This is a genomic window from Duganella levis, assembly GCF_009857605.1.
Taxonomy (GTDB): Bacteria; Pseudomonadota; Gammaproteobacteria; order Burkholderiales; family Burkholderiaceae_D; genus Rugamonas; species Rugamonas levis.
Genome location: NZ_WWCT01000004.1, coordinates 16,945 through 37,420, shown reverse-complemented (window position 1 = coordinate 37,420; position 20,476 = coordinate 16,945). Strand labels below are relative to the sequence as shown.

The following is a 20,476-nucleotide window of genomic DNA, read 5'->3' as shown; positions in this document are numbered from 1 at the left end:
TAGGCGGTGAAAACCCGCCGTATTCCACCGATGCCGCGCGCCTGCCGCCATCGATAATGGCACTGTCGACAATTAACCCACGCAGCAGGCAGAACCCATGGCAGAAGACAGCGACGCCGAAAAGACCGAACCCGCGTCAGCGAAGCGCCTCGAGCAGGCGCGCGAAGAAGGCGACGTTCCCCGTTCGCGGGAAGTGGCGACGTTTACCGTGCTGATGTCGGCCGGCGCCGGCCTGTGGATGACCGGCGACGGCCTGATCCGGCAGCTGGAGACGGTGCTGGTGTCCGGCCTCAAGCTGACCCAGGAGCAGATCTTCGACAGCGACGTGCTGTTCCACCGCATTCTGGTGGACGTGGTGCAGGTGCTGATCGCCTGCCTGCCGCTGGGCGTGGCGGTGATGGTGGTGGCGCTGGCCTCGCCGCTGCTGGTGGGCGGCTGGCTGTTCAGCAGCAAAGTCTTCACGCCGAATTTCGGCAAGCTCAATCCGATCAGCGGCATCACCAATATGTTCTCGAAGAACGCGCTGGTCGAGCTGTTCAAGGCCATCCTGAAGACGGTGGTGGTCGGTTTCGTCACCTATCTGGTGGTGATGAAGTACAAGGATGCGGTGATCGGCCTGTCGGTCGAGCCGCTCAAGCTGGGCATCGGCCACACGCTGAACATGCTGGCCTCCAGCTTTATGTTCATCGTCGGCGCGCTGGGCCTGATCGCCGCCATCGACGGCCCGTACCAGATGTGGCACTACGCCGACAAGCTGAAGATGACGCGCCAGGAGCTGATCCAGGAATCCAAGGAATCCGACGGCAATCCGCAGATCAAGGGCAAGATCCGCCAGCTGCAACGCGAGATGGCCAAGCGCCGCATGATGGCCGACGTGCCGACCGCCGACGTGATCGTCACCAACCCGACCCACTATGCGGTGGCGCTGAAATACAACGACGGCATGCGCGGCGCGCCGAAAGTGGTGGCCAAGGGTATTGACGAAGTGGCCGCCAAGATCCGCGAAATCGGCAAGGAAAACAAGGTGGCGATCCTGGAAGCGCCGGCACTGGCGCGGGCGCTGCACAAGCACACCGAAATCGGCGACGAGATTCCGGAGCAGCTGTACGCGGCCGTGGCCGAAGTGCTGGCGTATGTGTTCCAGCTGCGCGTGTTCAGCCGTGGCGGTGGCAACCGTCCGGAAGAGCCGAAACAGCTCGACGTGCCGGCCACCATGGACCCGCTGAATCCCGCTTTTATCCCGAAGCATGGCAAGAACCCAGATTTGAATAACGGAGCATCCGCATGAACGCCCTCAGCAACGTGAAATTACCACCATGGCTGCAAGGCCTGGCGTCCTCGCCGAACAAGTCCAGCCTGGCGGCGCCGATCCTGATCATCATGCTGCTGGCGATGATGATCCTGCCATTGCCGGCGTTTGTGCTGGATATTTTCTTCAGCTTTAATATCGCGCTGTCGGTGATTGTGCTGCTGACTTCGCTGTACACGGTGAAGCCGCTGGACTTCATGTCGTTCCCGACCATCCTGCTGGTGTCGACCATGCTGCGCCTGTCGCTGAACGTGGGGTCGACCCGCGTGGTGCTGACCGAAGGCCACACCGGCGCCGATGCGGCCGGTAAGGTGATCGAGGCCTTCGGCCACTTCCTGATCGGCGGTAACTACACGGTCGGTATCGTGGTGTTCATCATCCTGACCATCATCAACTTTGTGGTGGTGACCAAGGGTGCGGGCCGTATCGCCGAGGTGGGCGCGCGCTTCGCCCTGGATGCGATGCCAGGTAAACAGATGGCGATTGACGCCGACCTCAATGCCGGCCTGATCGGTGAGGCGGAGGCCAAGAAGCGCCGCAGCGAAGTGTCGATGGAAGCCGAATTCTACGGCGCCATGGACGGTGCCTCGAAGTACGTTCGCGGCGACGCCGTGGCCGGCATTATGGTAACGGTGATCAACGTGATCGGCGGCCTGCTGGTCGGTCTGATCCAGCACGACATGGCGTTTGCCGACGCGTTGAAAAACTACACGCTGCTGGCCATCGGTGACGGCCTGGTGGCGCAGATTCCCTCGCTGATTATTTCGGTGGCGGCCGGTATCGTGGTGTCGCGCGTGGCCAGCGACAAGGACATCGGCACGCAGCTGGTGGGCGAGCTGTTCGCCAAGCCGGAAGTGCTGTACATCACGGCTGGCATCATCGGCGGCATGGGCCTGATTCCCGGCATGCCGAATCTGGTGTTCATCATGCTGGCAAGCACGCTGGCCGGCTCGGCTTATCTGATGTCGAAGAAAAAAGTGCAGAAAGTCGCGGCCGAGACGGCAGCGGCGGAGGCGGCGGCGCCGGCTGCGGCGGCCACGTCGGAGCAGGAAGAGGCGACCTGGCAGGACATCATGCCGGTCGATACGCTGGGGCTGGAAGTGGGCTACCGCCTGATTCCGCTGGTGGACAAGACCCAGGGCGGCGAGCTGCTCAAGCGCATCAAGGGCATTCGCAAGAAATTCGCGCAGGAGGTTGGTTTCCTGGCGCCGCCGGTGCATATCCGCGATAACCTCGAGCTCAAGCCGTCGGCCTATCGTATCGCGCTGAAGGGCGTGGAAGTGGGCGCGGGCGAAGCCTTCAACGGCCAGTTCCTGGCGATTAATCCTGGAATGGCGAGCGGCACCTTGCAAGGCATGGTGACCACCGATCCGGCCTTCGGCCTGCCGGCGGTGTGGATCGACGCCAGCCTACGTGACCAGGCGCAAGGCATGGGCTATACCGTGGTGGATGCCGGCACGGTGGTGGCGACGCATTTGAATCACCTGATTACCACCCATGCGTCGGAACTGCTGGGCCGGTCGGAAGTGCAGGCGCTGCTGGACCACCTGGCCAAGGAATCGCCGAAGCTGGTGGAGGACCTGGTGCCGAAGATGGTGTCGATCTCGACCTTGCAGAAGGTGCTGCAGAATCTGCTGACGGAAGGCGTGCATATCCGCGATATGCGCACCATCATCGAGACGCTGGCCGAGCATGGCGCGCATACTCAGGATGCCGGCGACCTGACGGCGCTGGTGCGCATCGCGCTGGGCCGGGCGATCGTGCAGCAGCTGTTCCCTGGCGCCGGCGAGTTGTCGGTGATGACGCTGGATAATCGTCTGGAACGCTTGCTGATGCAGGCGCTGGCGGCCAGCGGTCCGGATGGCGCCGGCATCGAGCCGGGGCTGGCCGATACGATTGCGCAGCAGGCGGCGGCGGCCACGCAGCAGCAGGAGGCGCTGGGCTTGACGCCGGTGCTGCTGGTGCCGGGACCATTGCGGGCCTTGCTGTCACGCTTCCTGCGCCGTTCGCTGCCGCAGCTGAAAGTGCTGTCGCATGCCGAGATCCCGGAAAGCAAAACCATCCGCGTGACCGCGCTGGTGGGCCAGCAGCCGGCTTGATCCAGTTCGTATCGCGTCCATGCAGGCGGACTAGACTGCCTGCATGGATGACGATTACGACACGCCGTGGAAGGAAGTGATCACCGATCATTTTCCCGAATTCATGGCCTTCTATTTCCCCTCCGCACACGCGGCGATCGACTGGTCGCGGCCGCATGATTTTCTCGATCAGGAATTGTCCGTATTGTCGCGCGATGCCGAGATCGGCAAGCGACTGCTGGATAAGCTGGTGCGTGTGTATTTGCATCAGGGCGGCGAACAGTGGGTGCTGGTGCACCTGGAAGTGCAAGGCTGGCGCGACGCCGGCTTTGCCGAACGCATCTTCACGTATCACTACCGCGTGTATGACCGCTATCGCAGGCCTGTCGCCAGCTTGGCGGTGTTGGCGGATACGGGGCGACGCTGGAAGCCTGAGTCGTTCGCTTATTCGCTATTGGGCTGCGAGTTACGCTTGAATTTTCCAGTGGCCAAGTTGCAGGACTATGCCGGCTGCATGGATGCGTTATTAGCGGATGCCAATCCCTTCGCCCTGGTGACTGCGGCGCACCTGCTGACGCAGCAGACCAAACACAACCCTTATCAACGCCGCCGCGCCAAGTGGCGGTTGGCCAAGTTACTGTATCAACGTAACTGGGACAAGCGGCGTATCATTAATCTGCACCGCGCGATCGACTGGCTGATGCGTTTGCCCAAGTCGCTTGATAAGCGGCTCAGGTATGGAATCCTGGAATTGGAAAGGAGAGCAGCTATGCCTTATGTCACCTCATATGAGCGTATAGGGATGGAGATTGGTATGAACAAAGGCCTGCAGGAGGGATTGCAGAAAGGATTGGAGGAGGGGCGACAGAAGGGACTACAGGAGGGTCGACAGATTGGGCTACACGAAGGCCGTCAGGAAGGGCGACAGGTAGGTCTTCAGGAAGGGCGACAGGTAGGCCGTCAGGAAGGTCTTCAGGAAGGCCGTCAGGAAGGCGGAGCGGAGATGCTGGCGGCGCTGTTGGGCAAGCGCTTCGGCCCGCTCGATCCTGACGTGGCGGTGCGCCTGAGTAACGCCGATGTCGAACAACTGTCCAAATGGGTGCTGAACTTCGTTGACGCCGATTCGCTCGACCAGGTTTTCCGCGACTGAAATACGGGCCATTTGTGCCCCTGTTCATCAGATCGTTTCCGGAGTGCATCGTCAATAATGGAAGCATTGGAGTCAAGGCGTCTTGCTTTAAAGGCGCGTGGCTCAACCTGGTTCCCTTGAGAGACGGTCATGAACGTTAAAAAATTTACCGCACCGACTTCCCGCGAAGCGCTGCGCAAAGTCCGCGAATCCCTCGGCCCTGACGCCGTGATCCTGTCCAACCGTCAATCCGACGGCATCGTCGAAATCCTCGCCCTGGCAAACGACGACGCCGCCTCGCTGGCCATGCCGGCGCCGCATTCGCCGATGGCGGAACCCGCACCGTCGCTGGATCTGGACGCCCCGGTGATCGCCGCCGGCCGTGTCGAGCCGCGCTTCGAAGATGACTTGCCGCATATGTCGCCGCCGGTCGCCAGCACCCGCCCAGCCAGCCTGCCGGTGCAGCCGCAACGCCGCGTGGTGGCCTCGCATTCGTCGCTGGCCACCAAGGTCGCCGCTGCCGCCCCTGCGCCGGCACCGACCCCGGCGCCAGCGCCGCAGCCGAAAGCCGCATCAGCCATCGACGCTCACCAGATCGCCGCTCTGGTCACCGCCGCCGTCGCCAGCGCCAAGGAATCGGCCGCCGTCGAGATGAGCGGCATGATGAGCGAAATCCGCGCCATGCGCGGCATGATGGAAACCCAGCTGGCCGAACTGTCGTGGGGCGCGACGCAAGCGCGCGAACCGCAGAAGACCGCCGTGCTGCGCGAAATGCTGGCGGCCGGTTTCTCGGCCAGCCTGGCGCGCTACCTGATCGAAAAACTGCCGGCCGGCCGCGACGCCGCCGACAGCCTGCGCTGGATTAAAACCGTCCTCACGCGCAATCTGCAAACCATGGCCAACGAAGACGCGCTGATCGAGCAGGGCGGCGTGTTCGCGCTGGTCGGTCCGACCGGCGTCGGCAAGACCACCAGCACCGCCAAGCTGGCCGCGCGCTGCGTCATGCGCCACGGCCCGGACAAGCTGGCCCTGATCACCACCGACGCCTACCGGATCGGCGCGCATGAACAGCTGCGCATCTACGGCAAGATCCTCGGCGTGATGGTGCACTCGGTCAAGGACGAGGCTGACCTGCGCATCGCCCTGAAAGAACTGAAGAACAAGCATACCGTGCTGATCGACACCGTCGGCGTCAGCCAGCGCGACCAAATGGTCACCGAGCAGGTGTCGATGCTGCAAGGCGCCGACACCAACGTCAAGCGCCTGCTGTGCCTGAACGCCACCGCCACCCAGGAAACCCTGAGCGAAGTGGTGCGCGCCTACCAGGGCAGCGGCCTGGCCGGCTGCATCATGACCAAGCTGGACGAAGCGGCTGCAATCGGCAATGCGCTGGACGTGGTGATCCGCCACAAGCTGAACCTGTTCTACGTGTCGAACGGCCAGCGCGTGCCGGAAGACCTGCATCTGGCCGATCCGGCCTACCTGATCGACCGCGCCTTCAAGCTCAAGCGCGACATCGTCAACACCCAATACCAGGATGCGGAGCTGCCTCTGCTGATGAGCAACGCAACGCAAGACAACCGCAGCATGCGCGAGGTGCAACTTGGCTAATTTTAATTTCGACCAGGCGGAGGGCCTGCGCCGCATGCTGGCCGGGGCCCAGCCCCGCATCGTCACCTTCCTGTCGGCGGCGCCGCAAGACGACAAGGGCGCCATGCTGGTCAACCTGGGCGCCTCGCTGGCCCGGGCCGGCAATGACGTGCTGATCGTCGACGCCTGCGCCAGCGCCCACGGCGTCGCTTCGCGCCTCGGTGTCGACGGCGGCGACAGCCTGCTCAACGTGGCGCGCCAGGAATGTGCACTGAACCAGGTGATCCACGCGGTGCCGCAAGGTTTTTCGGTGGCGTCCATGACGCGCGGCGCGGTGCGCGGCGGTCCGGACGAGACCCGTCGCCTGGCCAAGGCCTTCGATGTGCTGGCCAAACAGACCGGCATGGTGCTGGTTGACGGCGAATTCGACGGCGAAGCCTTCCCGGTGCCGATCATGGCCAGTTCGGAGATTGTGGTGCAGGTCTCGAATAGCGCTACCTCGATCAAGGCTGCGTACAGTATGATTAAGCGCCTGAACCAGGAACTGGGCCGTCGGCCGTTCGGCATTCTGGTCACCGGTGCCTCTGAAGACGAAGCGCGGTTGGTTTACGATAATATGGCACAGGCGGCAAGCCGTTACCTGGCCGTCAACCTGGTGTCGATGGGATCGGTACCGGCGGATGAGTACCTGCAACGTGCGGCGCGCTTGGGGCGCGCGGTGGTCGATGCATTTCCGCTGGCAGGGGCCTCTGTCGCGTTTCGCCAATTGGCGGGCCGCTTCGCGCTGGGGGGGGATCACCAACTGCGCGCTTGATTAATATAATAAATATTCGAATGTATACGGTAAAAGGGAAAGCGGACAAGGATACTTTACTGACGGAGCATATGCCGTTGGTGAAACGCTTGGCCCACCACATGAAGGCGAAACTGCCGCCCAGCGTCGAAGTCGACGATCTGGTACAAGCCGGAATGATCGGCCTGTTGGACGCCATCAGCCGTTACGAAGAAACCCACGGTGCGCAATTCGAAACCTATGCGGTGCTGCGCATCCGCGGCGCCATGCTGGACGAGCTGCGCAGCAGCGACTGGCTGCCGCGCTCGCTGCGGCAGAATATGCGCAAGGTCGAAGCCGCCATGTCGACGCTGCAGCAGCGCCTGGGCCGGCCGCCTAGCGAATCGGAAGTCGCCAAGTCGCTCAAGCTGTCGCTGGCCGATTACCAGGAAATGCTGGGCGACGGCGGCGGCCACCAGCTGGTGTATTACGAAGATTTCCATGACGACGACGGCAACGACAGCTTTCTCGACCGCTATGCCGCCGATGACGACGCCGATCCGCTGCGTTCCCTGCTGGACGGCGACTTCCGCCAGGCCGTGATCGATGCCATCGATATGCTGCCGGAGCGCGAGAAGATGCTGATGGGCTTGTACTACGAAGAGGAGCTCAACTTGAAAGAAATTGGCGCCGTGATGGGCGTATCCGAATCGCGCGTATCGCAATTGCATACGCAGGCCGTGGCGCGTCTGCGCGCCTCACTCCGGGAGCGGTCTTGGACTGGGCCAGCGTAGCCGGCGTGCTGCTGGCGCTGGCCGGCATCATTGCCGGCCAGACCATGGAGGGTGGTAAGCTCACTTCCTTGTTGCAACCCGCTGCGTTTGCGATCGTCGTGGTCGGCACGTTTGGCGCAGTGCTGTTGCAGACCCGTTTCAAGACCTTTGTGCGCGGCGTGCGCATGCTGCGGCTGGTGTTTGCGCCGCCCAAGGACACCCGCGCCGCGCTGGCGCGCGACATCAACGCCTGGAACCTGGCAGCGCGCCGCGACGGCCTGCTGTCGCTGGAGCGCTACATGCTGGCGTCCAAGGATCAATTCAATACCAAGGGCTTGCGCCTGATCGTCGACGGCATCGCGCCGGAGAAACTGCGCCAGCTGCTGGACACCGAAATCACCGCCTATGAAACGGCCGAGCGCCAGGCGGTGCGCATCTGGGAATCGGCGGCCGGCTATTCGCCGACCATCGGCATCCTGGGCGCGGTGCTGGGCCTGATTCACGTGATGGAAAACCTGACCGATCCGAGCAAGCTGGGTTCCGGCATTGCGATTGCGTTCGTGTCGACCATTTACGGCGTCGGCCTGGCCAATCTGTTCTTCTACCCGATCGCCAATAAACTTAAAGCCATCGTCACGCAGGCCGTGCACCAGCAGGAGATTGCGGCGGCGGTGTTCTACGACATCGCCACCGGCGACCACACGCGGGTGATCGACGAACGCATCGCCACGCTGCTGCGGGAGCACTGAGATGTACTACCGTCGCGCCCGCAAAAAGTTCGACGACGAGCCGGAGAACCATGAGCGCTGGCTGATTTCGTATGCCGACTTCATCACGCTGCTGTTTGCGTTCTTTGTGGTGATGTATGCGATTTCGGCGGTCAACATTGGAAAGTACAAGGTGTTTTCCGATGCGCTGGGCAATGCCTTCGGCGGCCAGGGTTCGGCCACGCCGGTCAATACGCAGGTGCAGAACCTGCCGATTCCCAATCCCGGCCTGAAGCGTCGCACCGAGATGCTGCGCAAGGAAAAAGAGCAAATGACGCGGCTGGCGCAGGATTTGCTGTCGACCATGGCGCCGCTGGTCAAAGAGGGCAAGGTGCGGGTGACGCAGAACAGCCGCGGCGTCAGCGTCGAGATCAATGCGTCGGTGCTGTTCGATCCGGGCGAGGCCAAGCTGATGCCGGAATCGGTGGAAGCGCTGCGCGCAGTGGCCAATCTGCTCAAGAGCGATACGCACAATGTGCAGGTGGAAGGGCATACGGACAACCAGCCGATTGCCAATCCGCGTTATCCATCCAATTGGGAATTGTCGTCGGTGCGCGCCAGCAGCGTGGTGCGGCTGTTCATCGATGCCGGCGTGGCACCGACGCGGTTGACTGCAGTGGGATTCAGTTCAAACCAGCCGGTGGCCGACAACGACAGCCCACTGGGCCGTGCGCGCAACCGCCGCGTGGCGGTGACGATCTTGTCGGGAATTCCTGATCCGAGTACCGAAGTGCCGACGGCAGCGCCGGCACAGTAAATCAGCCGGCGAGGAAGCCGCGGCTGCGCGGCAGGGTGGTGGTCACGCCGCCTGGACCGTAGAAGTTATTGCCAGCCGAACCTTGCGGACGCAAGGCGTGCAGCGCATCCTGGGTTTGCCCCATCTGCTTGTTGATCAGCACGCCATTGACCAGGTTCAGTTCCTTGGCGGTGCGGGTGTGCTGCAACAGCGCGCCCCACAAGCTTTCCGATTCCGCGCGTGCCTCGCCGCTGGCGGCGATCCACGCGTCCATGCCGGCTTCCTCTGCAGGAAAGCCGCATTTGCCCAGCGAGCGGTGACGTTGCGCGGATAACAGGGTCATTTGCGTGACCAGCGCGGTCTTGCGGGTGGTGACGGCCGGCAGGCCTTCAATATCCGCGGCCACCAGCATTTGCTGTTCCTGGCGCAGCACATCCAGCAGGGTGGACATGATGTGTTCTTCTTCGCGCAGGCTGTTCAGCGGGGTGACGGTGGTCATGACTATCCTATCGTTTTCTTGAGTGCAGCAGATCCTTGACGGTATCCAGCAAGCCATCCGCTACTTTTTCCGAGTTGACCTGGAACTGGCCATCGGCAATTGCCAATTTGATGCGCTCGACTTTTTTTGTGTCGAACACGGCATTGGCGCCGCTGGCCGAACTGGCCGCCATGGCCTGGCCTTGCGGCGACAGGCGGACACTGTCCGACGCCACATTCGACGGTGCCGCTTCCGCTGCCTTGTCCGCGCCGCGCGCGGTGGAGCTGGTTGCAGCAGGCGTCGACGGCAGGCCGGGCGTGCTCTTTAATGTATCGTTAATTTTCACAGCATTTCCTTCTCAGCGGGGAGTACGAAACTCCGGGATCTGAGTCGGTAACGGCGATTCGATCGTAAACTTTAGCCGGGTTTGCCTGGCCATTGCTCAAAATGCCACCTCGACCATGCCGCCGGTCTTGGCGATGCCGGTAATCTGTTGCCCATTGCCGGTTTTTACCTGTACCACCTGGCCGTCGCCGGCCGTGCTCATGGCGCGGCCCTCGGCCGACACGCTGAAACCGCTGCCGCTCGACACCAGCCGCACCAGCTGGCCGGACTGCACCACCGGCTTGCTGCGCAGCGTGTCCAGGCGCAAAGGCGTTCCTGGTGGCAACGATACCGAGGCGCTGCGGCCGATCACCTGGCTGGCGTCGGTGGCTATACCTGCTGGCAACATTGTCAGATCGCCCTTGAGGACGGTCAGCTGGTTGGCGTCAATCGGCTGACCCTGCACCAGCGGGGCGGCGGCGGCGATGTATTCGCCCACCACGGTCACGTTGGCTTGAATATATACCGTCCACGTGGCCGGTGTCGCACAGCGCACGCCGACCGTGGTTTTGCCCCAGGCGCGGGCGCCGGGCATGAAGAAAGCTTGCGGATCGGGGCAGGCGGCCAGCTGCATGCGCGGATCGATGGCGCCGACCGTGACCGTGACCTGGCCCGGCAGGCCGCCCGCCTGCACCTGCAGAAATTGTTCGACCGTGCGCTTGATGGCGGCGATATCCTGGCGACCGGGCTGGGCGACAGCAGTGGCGCTGAGTGCGACAGCCAACAGTGCAGGAATAAGCAGACGTGGTTTCATGGTGATGGTTTCCCGTTCAATACTGCCATCATAGTCTGGCAGGCTGGACTTGAAGCGTTGAATAAGACGGGAAATGGGGTGCTTATCGCCCGATTGTTACGGCGGGCAACTCCGTATCATCGATCCTGTCATCAATGTGGAAGGGGAGCACATCATGCTCGGCAGCAAGTTAGACGATTACATGCGCTTTAATGAAACGGCACTGAGCCTGCGTTCGACGCGCCAGTCGGTGCTCGCCTCCAATATTGCCAACGCGGATACGCCGAATTACAAGGCGCGCGACATCGACTTCAGCGCCACCATGCAGGCCGCGCTGGACAAGGCCAACCCGAACGCCCAGCAGTCGCTGGCGACCACCGCCGTCAAGCATTACCCGAACCCTCTGCAAGACGCCGGTACGCTGGCCGACGGCACCCCGCTGCTGTACCGCGGCGTGATCCAGGGCGCAGTGGACGGCAACACGGTGGACATGGACGTCGAGCGCAACCAGTTTGCCGACAATGCCATCCGCTATGAAGCCGGCATCACCGCCATCAACGGCCAGATCAAGTCGATGCTGGCGGCAATCCAGTCGGGGAACTGATCATGTCACTGTTTAATATTTTTAATGTTTCCGGTTCGGCCATGAGCGCGCAGTCGCAGCGGCTGAACGTGGTGGCCTCCAATCTGGCCAATGCCGATAGCGCCACCAGCGCCAGCGGCGAAGCCTACCGCGCGCGCCAGGTGGTGTTCGAGGCGCAGACGCCGACCAACGGCGGCGCCTCCACCGGCGTGCGGGTCAAGCAGGTGGTGGAAGACCAGTCGCCGATGAAGATGATGTACGACCCCAAGCATCCGGGCGCCGACGAAAACGGCTACGTCACCATGCCGAACGTCAACGTAGTGGACGAGATGGTCAACATGATGTCGGCCTCGCGCTCCTACCAGAACAATGTGGAAACCATGAATACGGCGAAAACGCTGCTGTTAAAAACCCTGACCATCGGTCAAAACTAAATAAGAGAAACAAGAGGCCATCATGACCATTAGCGGCATCATCGACACGCCGGCGGCGGTGAACAGCACACCGACCACCACGACCACCACCGCCACCGACAGCGTGCAGGCGGACCAGGACAAGTTCATGAAACTGCTGGTCACGCAATTGCAGAACCAGGACCCGTTGAATCCGATGGACAACGCGGCGATGACCAGCCAGCTGGCCCAGCTGTCGACCGTGACCGGCATCAACAAGGTCAACTCGACGCTGGAATCGCTGCGCTCCGATATCGCCAGTTCGCAGTCGCAAAGCGCGATCAGCATGATCGGCAAGGGTGTGCTGGTGGCTGGCAAGGGCATCGAGCTGGCGACCAGCACCGCCGACGACGGCACCAAGAGCAGTTCCAGCGTGTTCGGCATTGACTTGGCCTCGGCGGCGCAAAACGTCAGCATCGCGATCCAGGACAGTACCGGCAAGACGGTGCGTACCATGGCCATGACCAATGCCGACGTCGGCACCTACCCGATTACCTGGGACGGTACCCAGGACGATAAAACCGCGGCGCCGGCCGGCAAGTACACCTTCACCGTCACCGCCACCAGCGCCGGCAAAACCTTGACCGACGCCACGCCATTGCAACTGGCGGCGGTGGCCAGCGTGTCGACCGGCAGCGGCGGCGTCAAACTGAATACTTCGCTCGGGCAGTTCGCCATGAGCGATGTCAAAGAAGTTCTGTAAGCAGTCATCACCAATAGGGGAATACCATGTTCCAACAAGGACTGAGCGGCTTGAATGCTGCATCCAAATCGCTGGACGTCATTGGCAATAACATCGCCAATGCCAGCACCGTGGGCTTCAAGAGTTCGCAGGCGCAGTTTGCCGACTTGTACGCCAACTCGCTGAATGGCGTGTCCGGCAACAACGCCGGTATTGGTGTGACGGTGTCGAAACTGGCGCAGCAATTCACGCAGGGTAATATCGAGACCAGCAGCAATCCGCTGGACGTGGCGATCAATGGCGGCGGCTTCTTCCGCCTGGTGGTCAATGGCGCGGTGGAATACTCGCGCAATGGCCAGTTCCACGAGGACGCCAGCCACACGCTGGTCAACGCGCAAGGCGCGCAGCTGACTGGTTATCTGTCGAACACGGCCGGCGTGATCCAGCTCGGTTCGCCAGTGCCGCTGACGCTGGACAAGTCCGACCTGACCCCGGTGGCAACCAGCGAAGCCAACTTCCAGTTGAACCTGAGCTCGGCTGAAAAAGTACCGGCGACGATACCTTTCGACGCTAATGATCCGACCAGCTACAACAAGCAGACCGTGCTGAACGTGTACGACTCGCTGGGTACCGCGCACATCATGACCACCTACTACGTCAAGACCGATGCGAATACCTGGGACGTGTACGCTGCCGCCGACAACAAGGAAATCGTCTCGGCCAGCGTGGCCGCCGCCGTGAACAACGACGACCCGACCAAGGCTGCGCGCGCCGTCTACAATGCCGCAGTCCAGGCGACGCCGCCGGATGCGACGCAGATTGCGCAAGCCGCCGCCACGTATGCGACTGCCGCCTACGGCGCCATGACGACCGCAGCACAAACGCCGCCCGCCGTTGCCAGCCAGGCTCAACTGGACGCGCTGACCGCCGCCTACACCGCACTGGACCCGAGTGGCAGTGGCGAGATCACCGGCAAGACGCCGGACCAGATCAACGCCTTGCTGGGCGCCGCCATCACGGTGCCGGCAGTCAAGGTCGGCACGCTGCTGTTCACCAAGAACGGCGCGCTGGACCCGCAAGCCATGGCGCTGCTGGACCCGCCACAAACGCTGCCATTCCAGATCCAGCTGCCGATTTTCCCGGACACCGGCGCGCAGGAGCCGATGACGGTTGCCACCACCTTCGACAAGACCACCCAGTACGGCAGCGTGACCAACGACCTGGGCTCGACCCAGAACGGTTACTCGGCCGGTTCCTGGCAGCGTTACTCGATCGACGAGAACGGCGTGATCCTGGGCCAGTACAGCAACGGCAAGTCGCGCGCCATGGGCCAGATCGCCATGGCCAACTTCGCCAGCGTCGACGGCCTGACGCCACTGGGCAACAATGCCTGGGCGGAAAGCTCGTCGTCGGGTCCGCCAACCATCGGCGTGCCGAACGCGGGCTCGATGGGCTCGCTGCGGTCGTCGGCGGTGGAAACTTCCAACACCGACCTGACGGCCGAACTGGTCAACATGATCACCGCGCAGCGCGTCTACCAGGCCAATGCGCAGACCATCAAGACCGAGGACTCGATCCTGCAAACGCTGGTCAATCTGCGTTAATGACGCAGTTAAAGGGATAAGTTATGGACCGTCTCGTCTACACCGCGATGACCGGGGCCCGCCACGTGATGGAGCAGCAAGCCACCGTGTCGAACAACCTGGCCAACGCCACCACCACCGGCTTCCGCGCCCAGCTCGATACGTTCCGGGCGGTGCCGGTGGTGTCCGAGGGCTTGCCCACGCGCGCCTTTGTGGTCGACTCCACGGTCGGGACGGACTTCCGTTCCGGCCCGATCGAGACCACCGGGCGTTCGCTGGACATCGCCATCCGCGACCAGGGCATGATCGCGGTGCAGTCGGCGGACGGTTCCGAAGCCTATACCCGCAACGGCAGCCTGAAGGTCACCGAAAACGGCATTCTGCAAACCACCAGCGGGCAGACCGTGATCGGTGACGGCGGCCCCATCGCGGTGCCGCCGGACACCAAGATCACCATCGCCAGCGACGGCACGGTGAGCGTCAACGACGACAACTACGCGCCGGGTCCGGCCAACGTACTGGGCCGCATCAAGCTGGTCAATCCGGACACCAAGACGCTGCTGCGCGGCGACGACGGCCTGTTCCGCCAGGCCGACGGCACGCCGGCCGAGAACGACCCGACCGTGCGTGTGGTCGATGGCGCGGTCGAGGGCAGCAATGTCAATCCGGTCGATTCCATGGTCAACATGATCAGTCTGGCAAGGCAGTTCGAAATGCAAATGAGCCTGATGAAGAACGCCGAGAATAACGCCGCAAAAGCCACCCAGATCCTCGCTTTGAGTTGATGATCTCTCCCGCATAATGCTTGCATGGGATGAACAGTCTTGATGTTCATCCGGCATTGGGAGAAGCATCATGATACGTTCGTTATGGATCGCCAAGACTGGCATGGAAGCGCAGCAGACGCAGATGGACGTTACGTCCCATAATCTGGCCAACGTCAGCACCAACGGTTTCAAAAAGTCACGCGCCGTCTTCGAAGATCTGCTGTACCAGAATATCCGCCAGCCGGGTGCGCAATCGTCGCAGCAGACCAATCTGCCTTCGGGCATGCAGCTCGGTACCGGTGTCCGCACCGTCGCCATCGAGCGCATCCACACCCAGGGCAATCCGCAGTCGACCGGCAACGATAAAGACATCATGGTCAACGGCAGCGGCTTCTTCACCGTGCTGCTGCCGGACGGCACCACCGCCTACACCCGCGACGGTTCGTTCCAGCGCGACCAGAACGGCCAGATGGTGACCTCGGAAGGCTTTGCGCTGCAACCGGCCATCACCATCCCGATCACCGCGCAGTCGATCACCGTGGCGCGCGACGGCACTGTCTCGGTCAACATCGCCAACACCAACGGCGCCACCACCACCCAGCAGCTGGGCAGTTTGCAGCTGGCCACCTTCATCAACCCGACCGGGCTGGAATCGAAGGGCGAGAACCTGTACGTGGAAACCACCGCCTCCGGCGCGCCGCAGCAGAACACGCCAGGCAGCAACGGCACCGGCACGATTTTGCAAGGCTATGTGGAAACCTCCAACGTCAACGTGGTGGAGGAGATGGTCAATATGATCCAGACCCAGCGTGCCTACGAGATCAATTCCAAGGCCATCACCACCTCCGACCAGATGCTGCAAAAACTGTCGCAGATGTAAGGACATGATCATGAAATACGCCATCCCCCTTGTTGCTGCTGCGCTGCTGAGTGCCTGCGCTTCGACGCCGACCACGATCGTCAACGCGCCGATGACCGCGCGGCCGCTGACCACCGAGCAGATGCAGGCTGTGCCGAACAATGGCGCCATCTACCAGCCGGCCGCGTTCCGCCCGGTGTTCGAAGACCGCCGCGCGCGCCATGTGGGCGATGTGCTGACGCTGGTCATCACCGAGCGCACCTCGGCCAACAAGGCCGGCACCGCCACCGGCAACAAGTCGGGCAGCGTCAGCGCCACCTTGCCGGGCAAGCTGAGCGGCACGTTCGGCGTTAATCCATTGACCGCCGCCACCACCAATACCTACACCGACGGCGATAACCAGACCGCCAGCAACGCCTTCACCGGCACCATGGGCATCACGGTGGTGGAAGTGCTGGGCAACGGCAACCTGATCGTGGCCGGCGAGAAGCAGATCGGCATGAACAAGGGTACCGAATACATCCGCTTCTCCGGCATGATCAACCCGGACAGCATTGCCACCGGCAACACCGTGCAGTCGACCGCTGTGGCCGATGCCCGCGTCGAGTACCGCACCGCCAACCATATCGACCGCGCCGAGCTGTCGTCGATGGCGTCGCGCTTCTTCCAAAGTCTGTTGCCGTTCTGATGACCATGAAAACTCCACTTAAAGCCGCCATCCTGGTCTGTCTGGCGTTGTTATCGCCGCTGACCCAGGCCGAGCGCATCAAGGACCTGGCCAGTATCGCCGGCGTGCGGAATAACCAATTGCTGGGCTATGGCCTGGTGGTCGGCCTCGACGGTTCGGGCGACCAGACCACGCAGACCCCGTTCACCGTGCAAAGCGTGGTGTCGATGTTGCAGCAGCTGGGCGTCAACCTGCCGCAGGGCGGCACGCAGTTGCAGCTGAAAAACGTTGCCGCCGTGATGGTCACGGCCACGCTGCCGCCGTTTGCGCAGCCGGGCCAGCAGCTGGACATCACCGTGTCGTCGATGGGTAACGCCAAGAGCTTGCGCGGCGGCACACTGCTGATGACGCCGCTGAAAGGCGCCGATGGCCAGGTCTACGGCATGGCGCAGGGCAATGTGCTGGTCGGCGGTGTCGGCGTGCAAGCCGGCGGCGGCGGTGGCGGTGGCAGTTCGCTGACCGTCAACCACCTGAGCGTGGGCAAGATTTCCGGCGGTGCAACCGTTGAGCGTGCCGTTGCCTCGAATCTGGGCGAAGGCAATATGATCAAGCTGGAGCTCAACAGCGCCGACTTCGCCACCGCCAGCCGCGTGGTGGAAGCCATCAACGACAAATACGGCGCCGGCATTGCCTACGCGCTGGACAGCCGCGTGATCCGCGTGCAGGCGCCCAGCAGCAGCGACCAGCGCGTGACCTTCATCGGTACGCTACAGGACATGCAAGTCAATCCGGCCGAGCAGCAGGCCAAGGTGATCATGAACGCCCGCACCGGCTCGGTGGTGATGAACCGCGCGGTGACGCTGGATACGTGCGCCATTTCCCACGGTAATCTGTCAGTATCGGTGAATGCCGATACTTCAGTCAGCCAGCCGAACCCGTTGTCGGGCGGCCGCACGGTGGTCACGCAGAATCCGCAGGTCGGCATCAAGGCCGATGGCGGCAAGGTCATGCTGGTCAAGGGCGGCGCATCGCTGGCCGATGTGGTCAAGGCGCTTAACGCCATCGGTGCGACGCCACAGGACCTGCTGTCGATCTTGCAGGCGATGAAGGCGGCAGGTTCGCTGCACGCCGAACTGGAAATCATTTAAGCAGGTGCGACCATGACCAGTCCAACTTCGACCAATACCGACCTGAGTGGCAAGTTTGCGCTGGATGTGCGCGATATGGGCAGCCTCAAGCAGTCGGCCCGCGCCGGCAGCCCGGCCGCGCTGAAGACCGCCGCCACCCAGTTCGAAGCCATGTTCGTCAACATGATGATGAAGAGCATGCGCGAGGCGACGCCGCAGGATGGCCTGACGGACAGCGCCCAGACCAAGATGTTCCAGACCATGCAGGACCAGCAGACCAGCCAGAACATCGCCAAGAAGGGCATTGGCCTGGCCGATATGCTGGTGCGCCAGCTCAACAAGCAGACCGACGCGCAAGCGCTGGCGCTCAGCGGCGAGGCGGCCGACAGCAGCAACGGCGCCAACGCCGGCAGCTTTGCCGGCGTGGCCAGCCTGATGGACGCCAAGCTGCAGCGTGCCATCGCCGCCGCCGGCGGCAATGCCGCAGCGTCCACTACCGCCACCACCAGCACCGACGCCACCAGCACCAATAAAGGTTCGCAGGCGCCGCATGTGCGCAGCTTCCAGGAGAAACTGGCGTCGCACGCCGAAGAGGCCAGCAAGGCCACCGGCATCCCGGCCAAGTTCATGCTGGGCCAGGCGGCGCTGGAGTCCGGCTGGGGCAAGCGCGAGATCAAGGGCCGCGACGGCACCAACAGCCACAACCTGTTCGGCATCAAGGCCAGCGCCGACTGGAAAGGCAAGGTGGTCGAAGCCACCACCACCGAATACGTCAACGGCAAGGCGCAGACCAAGGTGGAACGCTTCCGCGCCTACGACAGCTATGCCGACAGTTTCAAGGACTACGGGAAATTGCTTGCGAGTAACCCCCGCTATGAAAAAGTACTGGCCAGCGCCGGCGACGCCAGCAGCTTTGCCCAGGGCTTGCAGAAGGCCGGCTACGCCACCGATCCGAATTACGCCGCCAAGCTGACCAGCATCATCAAGCGCTCGCTGGCGGGGTAATCAAGTTTTTCGGCGGTTTGCCGTTAACACTCATAACATAGAGTTAAACATATCATGTCCAGTCTTCTCAGCATCGGTAAAAGCGGTTTGTTGGCTGCCCAGGTCGGTTTATCGACCACCGGCAACAACATCACCAACGCCAATACGGCCGGCTACAACCGCCAGGTTGCTATCCAGGGCGATACCGGTACCCAGTACCAGGGCTTCGGCTACGTGGGCACGGGTACCGAGATCCAGGCTGTGCGCCGCTATTACGATAACTTCCTGGCCACCTCGCTGCGCAGCGCCGAGGCCAACCAGGCGTCGCTGGACACCTACAACGGCCAGATCAGCCAGATCGACAACCTGCTGGCCGATCCGACCGCCGGCCTGTCGCCGGCGCTGCAGGACTTCTTCAGCGGCGTGCAGGACGCCACCGCCAATCCGGCCTCGGCCGCCGCACGCCAGTCGCTGCTGTCGAACGCGCAGTCGCTGGCGTCGCGCTTCCAGGACATGAGCGCCAAGCTGACCGAGATCAGTTCCGGCGTCAATTCGACGATCACGTCGAGCGTCAACGAAATCAATTCCTACGCCACGCAGATCGCCGCGATCAACAACACCATCGCCGGCCTGACCACCGACCAGGCCGCGCCGAACGACCTGCTGGACAAGCGCGACCAGATGTTGACCGAGCTGAACAAGCTGGTCAAAGTCAGCGTCACGCCGGGCGACAACAATATGCTGAACGTGCAGTTCGGCTCCGGCCAGCCGCTGGTGGTGGGCAATCAGCCGTTCCAGCTGACCACCTCCACCTCGCCGACCGATGTCAGCCGCGTGACGATCGGCTACCAGACGTCCAACGGCAACTTCAGCGCGCTGCCGGACAGCGTGTTCACCGGCGGCCAGATGGGTGGCCTGATGGAGTTCCGCAACGGCGCGCTGGACAAGGCGCAAAACGCGCTGGGACAGGTAGCGGCCAGCCTGGCCACCGCCTTCAATGCCCAGCACGTGCTGGGGCAGGACCAGAACGGCGACCTGGGCACCAATTTCTTCAACCCGATCCAGGCCTATGTCGGCACCAATACGCATAACTCGCCGGCCAGTACGGCCGACGTGACGGCGGTGGTGACCGACGGCTCGGCGCTGACCGCCAGCGATTACAGCGTCGATTACGACGGCACCAATTACAGCGTCACCCGCAAGAGCGACGGCAAGGTCACGGCGGTGACCGGCTCGCCGCAGGAAATCGACGGCGTCACCTACACCTTCAGCGGCACGCCGCAGGCGAAAGACAACTTCCTGGTGCGGCCGACCTACAACGCCGCCACCAGCCTGTCGGTGGCGATCACCGACACCACCAAGATCGCGCTGGCGGCGCCGATCGCCACCACTGCGGCAACCGCCAACGCCGGCAACGCCAAGATCACCGCCGGCAGCGTCGACAAGAACTATCTGACCGCCGGCAATGCGCTGACCGCGCCGTCCACGCTGACCTTCGACAGCGCCAGCGGCACCTTGTCCGGCTTCCCGGCCGGCCAGGATGTGACGGTCACCGTGAATGGCACGCCGACCGTGTACCCGGCCGGCACGCCGGTGCCGTACACCGACGGCGCCAACATCAGCTTTGGTGGCGTCAACTTCGCCATCAGCGGCACGCCGGTCGACAAGGACACCTTCACGGTCGGGCCCAACACCAGCGGCGTCGGCGATAGCCGCAACGGCGCGCTGTTGGCCAGCCTGCAGACCAAGAACGTGATGAACAACGGCACCGCGACCTTCCAGACCAGCTACGCGCAGATGGTCAACTTCGTCGGCACCAAGGCGCGCGAGGCGCAGATCAGCAGCACCGCCGCCGATGCCTCGGTCAAGCAGGCCACCGCCGCGCAGCAAAGCGTGTCGGGCGTCAACCTGGATGAGGAAGCGGCCAATCTGCTGCGTTACCAGCAAGCGTACCAGGCCAGCGGCAAGGTGATGCAGGTGGCCAGCCAGTTATTTGATACTTTGCTCAGCATCGGCAATTAAG

General features: G+C 62.8%; 21 protein-coding genes. 18 read left to right on the top strand and 3 right to left on the bottom strand.

Translation table 11 applies throughout. From position 1 onward, the window contains the following. Positions 1-97 precede the first annotated feature (97 nt). The 8 genes from flhB (at position 98) to motD (ending at position 9,175) form a co-directional block, all read left to right on the top strand. Complete coding sequence (flhB, locus tag GTP69_RS06800) at positions 98-1,288, top strand: flagellar biosynthesis protein FlhB (protein WP_161054174.1); 1,191 nt, start codon at positions 98-100, stop codon at positions 1,286-1,288. After that, positions 1,285-3,408 (top strand): flagellar biosynthesis protein FlhA, encoded by a 2,124-nt coding sequence (gene flhA / locus GTP69_RS06795; RefSeq protein WP_161054173.1) that lies wholly within the window; start codon positions 1,285-1,287, stop codon positions 3,406-3,408. The genes flhB and flhA overlap by 4 nt, the downstream gene beginning before the upstream one ends. A gap of 43 nt (positions 3,409-3,451) precedes the next feature. After that, entirely contained in the window at positions 3,452-4,537 is a 1,086-nt protein-coding gene (locus tag GTP69_RS06790) for a DUF4351 domain-containing protein (RefSeq protein WP_161054172.1), read from the top strand. Between the two features lie 129 nt (positions 4,538-4,666). Beyond that, complete coding sequence (gene flhF, locus GTP69_RS06785; protein ID WP_161054171.1) at positions 4,667-6,127, top strand: flagellar biosynthesis GTPase FlhF; 1,461 nt, start codon at positions 4,667-4,669, stop codon at positions 6,125-6,127. After that, entirely contained in the window at positions 6,120-6,920 is an 801-nt protein-coding gene (locus GTP69_RS06780; protein WP_110844747.1) for a MinD/ParA family ATP-binding protein, read from the top strand. Before flhF ends, GTP69_RS06780 begins: the two co-directional genes overlap by 8 nt. Before the next feature lie 20 nt (positions 6,921-6,940). Beyond that, positions 6,941-7,672, top strand: coding sequence for an RNA polymerase sigma factor FliA (locus tag GTP69_RS06775; protein WP_110844746.1), 732 nt, complete (start codon positions 6,941-6,943; stop codon positions 7,670-7,672). Then, positions 7,654-8,400 carry a flagellar motor protein gene (locus GTP69_RS06770; RefSeq protein ID WP_161054170.1) on the top strand — a complete coding sequence of 249 codons (747 nt, stop codon included), beginning with the start codon at positions 7,654-7,656 and terminating at the stop codon, positions 8,398-8,400. The genes GTP69_RS06775 and GTP69_RS06770 overlap by 19 nt, the downstream gene beginning before the upstream one ends. A 1-nt stretch (position 8,401) precedes the next feature. After that, positions 8,402-9,175, top strand: coding sequence for a flagellar motor protein MotD (gene motD / locus GTP69_RS06765; protein WP_161054169.1), 774 nt, complete (start codon positions 8,402-8,404; stop codon positions 9,173-9,175). Position 9,176: 1 nt separating this feature from the next. Here motD and GTP69_RS06760 read toward each other — a convergent pair whose 3' ends face one another. The 3 genes from GTP69_RS06760 to flgA all read right to left on the bottom strand — a co-directional run bounded on the left by GTP69_RS06760 (position 9,177) and on the right by flgA (position 10,770). Continuing rightward, the gene (locus GTP69_RS06760; protein ID WP_161054168.1) at positions 9,177-9,653 is read right to left on the bottom strand and encodes a flagella synthesis protein FlgN; all 477 of its coding nucleotides are present in this window, start codon (positions 9,651-9,653) and stop codon (positions 9,177-9,179) included. Between the two features lie 7 nt (positions 9,654-9,660). After that, a complete protein-coding gene (flgM, locus tag GTP69_RS06755; protein WP_110844742.1) occupies positions 9,661-9,978 on the bottom strand; it encodes a flagellar biosynthesis anti-sigma factor FlgM in 318 nt (105 codons plus the stop codon). 96 nt (positions 9,979-10,074) lie between these two features. Further along, entirely contained in the window at positions 10,075-10,770 is a 696-nt protein-coding gene (gene flgA, locus GTP69_RS06750; RefSeq protein ID WP_161054167.1) for a flagellar basal body P-ring formation chaperone FlgA, read from the bottom strand. A gap of 154 nt (positions 10,771-10,924) precedes the next feature. Between flgA and flgB the strand changes: the two genes are divergently transcribed. From flgB to flgK, 10 genes are all read left to right on the top strand, one after another. Further along, the gene (gene flgB / locus GTP69_RS06745) at positions 10,925-11,353 is read left to right on the top strand and encodes a flagellar basal body rod protein FlgB (RefSeq protein WP_161054166.1); all 429 of its coding nucleotides are present in this window, start codon (positions 10,925-10,927) and stop codon (positions 11,351-11,353) included. Between the two features lie 2 nt (positions 11,354-11,355). Further along, positions 11,356-11,766, top strand: coding sequence for a flagellar basal body rod protein FlgC (gene flgC, locus GTP69_RS06740; RefSeq protein ID WP_161046732.1), 411 nt, complete (start codon positions 11,356-11,358; stop codon positions 11,764-11,766). Between the two features lie 22 nt (positions 11,767-11,788). After that, complete coding sequence (locus GTP69_RS06735) at positions 11,789-12,487, top strand: flagellar hook assembly protein FlgD (RefSeq protein ID WP_161054165.1); 699 nt, start codon at positions 11,789-11,791, stop codon at positions 12,485-12,487. Positions 12,488-12,513: 26 nt separating this feature from the next. Next, positions 12,514-14,070 (top strand): flagellar hook protein FlgE, encoded by a 1,557-nt coding sequence (gene flgE, locus GTP69_RS06730; RefSeq protein ID WP_161054164.1) that lies wholly within the window; start codon positions 12,514-12,516, stop codon positions 14,068-14,070. A 23-nt stretch (positions 14,071-14,093) separates the two neighbouring features. Beyond that, the gene (flgF, locus tag GTP69_RS06725; protein ID WP_161054163.1) at positions 14,094-14,834 is read left to right on the top strand and encodes a flagellar basal-body rod protein FlgF; all 741 of its coding nucleotides are present in this window, start codon (positions 14,094-14,096) and stop codon (positions 14,832-14,834) included. Positions 14,835-14,904: 70 nt separating this feature from the next. After that, positions 14,905-15,696: a flagellar basal-body rod protein FlgG gene (flgG, locus tag GTP69_RS06720; protein ID WP_110844736.1), complete on the top strand. Its 792-nt coding sequence runs from the start codon at positions 14,905-14,907 to the stop codon at positions 15,694-15,696. Between the two features lie 10 nt (positions 15,697-15,706). Then, on the top strand, positions 15,707-16,363 hold the full coding sequence (locus GTP69_RS06715) for a flagellar basal body L-ring protein FlgH (RefSeq protein WP_161054162.1): 657 nt from the start codon (positions 15,707-15,709) through the stop codon (positions 16,361-16,363). Next, on the top strand, positions 16,363-17,490 hold the full coding sequence (locus tag GTP69_RS06710) for a flagellar basal body P-ring protein FlgI (RefSeq protein ID WP_371867832.1): 1,128 nt from the start codon (positions 16,363-16,365) through the stop codon (positions 17,488-17,490). Before GTP69_RS06715 ends, GTP69_RS06710 begins: the two co-directional genes overlap by 1 nt. A 12-nt stretch (positions 17,491-17,502) precedes the next feature. Further along, positions 17,503-18,474, top strand: coding sequence for a flagellar assembly peptidoglycan hydrolase FlgJ (flgJ, locus tag GTP69_RS06705; RefSeq protein WP_161054161.1), 972 nt, complete (start codon positions 17,503-17,505; stop codon positions 18,472-18,474). A gap of 54 nt (positions 18,475-18,528) precedes the next feature. Continuing rightward, a complete protein-coding gene (gene flgK / locus GTP69_RS06700) occupies positions 18,529-20,475 on the top strand; it encodes a flagellar hook-associated protein FlgK (protein WP_161054160.1) in 1,947 nt (648 codons plus the stop codon). Position 20,476: the final 1 nt, after the last annotated feature.

Excerpts from the sequence above, each read along its gene's own strand:
- flhB (WP_161054174.1), top strand. The coding sequence starts at position 98 with ATGGCAGAAGACAGCGACGCCGAAAAGACCGAACCCGCGTCAGCGAAG.
- flhA (WP_161054173.1), top strand. The coding sequence starts at position 1,285 with ATGAACGCCCTCAGCAACGTGAAATTACCACCATGGCTGCAAGGCCTG.
- GTP69_RS06790 (WP_161054172.1), top strand. The coding sequence starts at position 3,452 with ATGGATGACGATTACGACACGCCGTGGAAGGAAGTGATCACCGATCAT.
- flhF (WP_161054171.1), top strand. The coding sequence starts at position 4,667 with ATGAACGTTAAAAAATTTACCGCACCGACTTCCCGCGAAGCGCTGCGC.
- GTP69_RS06775 (WP_110844746.1), top strand. The coding sequence starts at position 6,941 with ATGTATACGGTAAAAGGGAAAGCGGACAAGGATACTTTACTGACGGAG.
- motD (WP_161054169.1), top strand. The coding sequence starts at position 8,402 with ATGTACTACCGTCGCGCCCGCAAAAAGTTCGACGACGAGCCGGAGAAC.
- GTP69_RS06760 (WP_161054168.1), bottom strand. The coding sequence starts at position 9,653 with ATGACCACCGTCACCCCGCTGAACAGCCTGCGCGAAGAAGAACACATC.
- flgA (WP_161054167.1), bottom strand. The coding sequence starts at position 10,770 with ATGAAACCACGTCTGCTTATTCCTGCACTGTTGGCTGTCGCACTCAGC.
- flgB (WP_161054166.1), top strand. The coding sequence starts at position 10,925 with ATGCTCGGCAGCAAGTTAGACGATTACATGCGCTTTAATGAAACGGCA.
- flgC (WP_161046732.1), top strand. The coding sequence starts at position 11,356 with ATGTCACTGTTTAATATTTTTAATGTTTCCGGTTCGGCCATGAGCGCG.
- GTP69_RS06735 (WP_161054165.1), top strand. The coding sequence starts at position 11,789 with ATGACCATTAGCGGCATCATCGACACGCCGGCGGCGGTGAACAGCACA.
- flgE (WP_161054164.1), top strand. The coding sequence starts at position 12,514 with ATGTTCCAACAAGGACTGAGCGGCTTGAATGCTGCATCCAAATCGCTG.
- flgF (WP_161054163.1), top strand. The coding sequence starts at position 14,094 with ATGGACCGTCTCGTCTACACCGCGATGACCGGGGCCCGCCACGTGATG.
- flgG (WP_110844736.1), top strand. The coding sequence starts at position 14,905 with ATGATACGTTCGTTATGGATCGCCAAGACTGGCATGGAAGCGCAGCAG.
- GTP69_RS06715 (WP_161054162.1), top strand. The coding sequence starts at position 15,707 with ATGAAATACGCCATCCCCCTTGTTGCTGCTGCGCTGCTGAGTGCCTGC.
- GTP69_RS06710 (WP_371867832.1), top strand. The coding sequence starts at position 16,363 with ATGACCATGAAAACTCCACTTAAAGCCGCCATCCTGGTCTGTCTGGCG.
- flgJ (WP_161054161.1), top strand. The coding sequence starts at position 17,503 with ATGACCAGTCCAACTTCGACCAATACCGACCTGAGTGGCAAGTTTGCG.
- flgK (WP_161054160.1), top strand. The coding sequence starts at position 18,529 with ATGTCCAGTCTTCTCAGCATCGGTAAAAGCGGTTTGTTGGCTGCCCAG.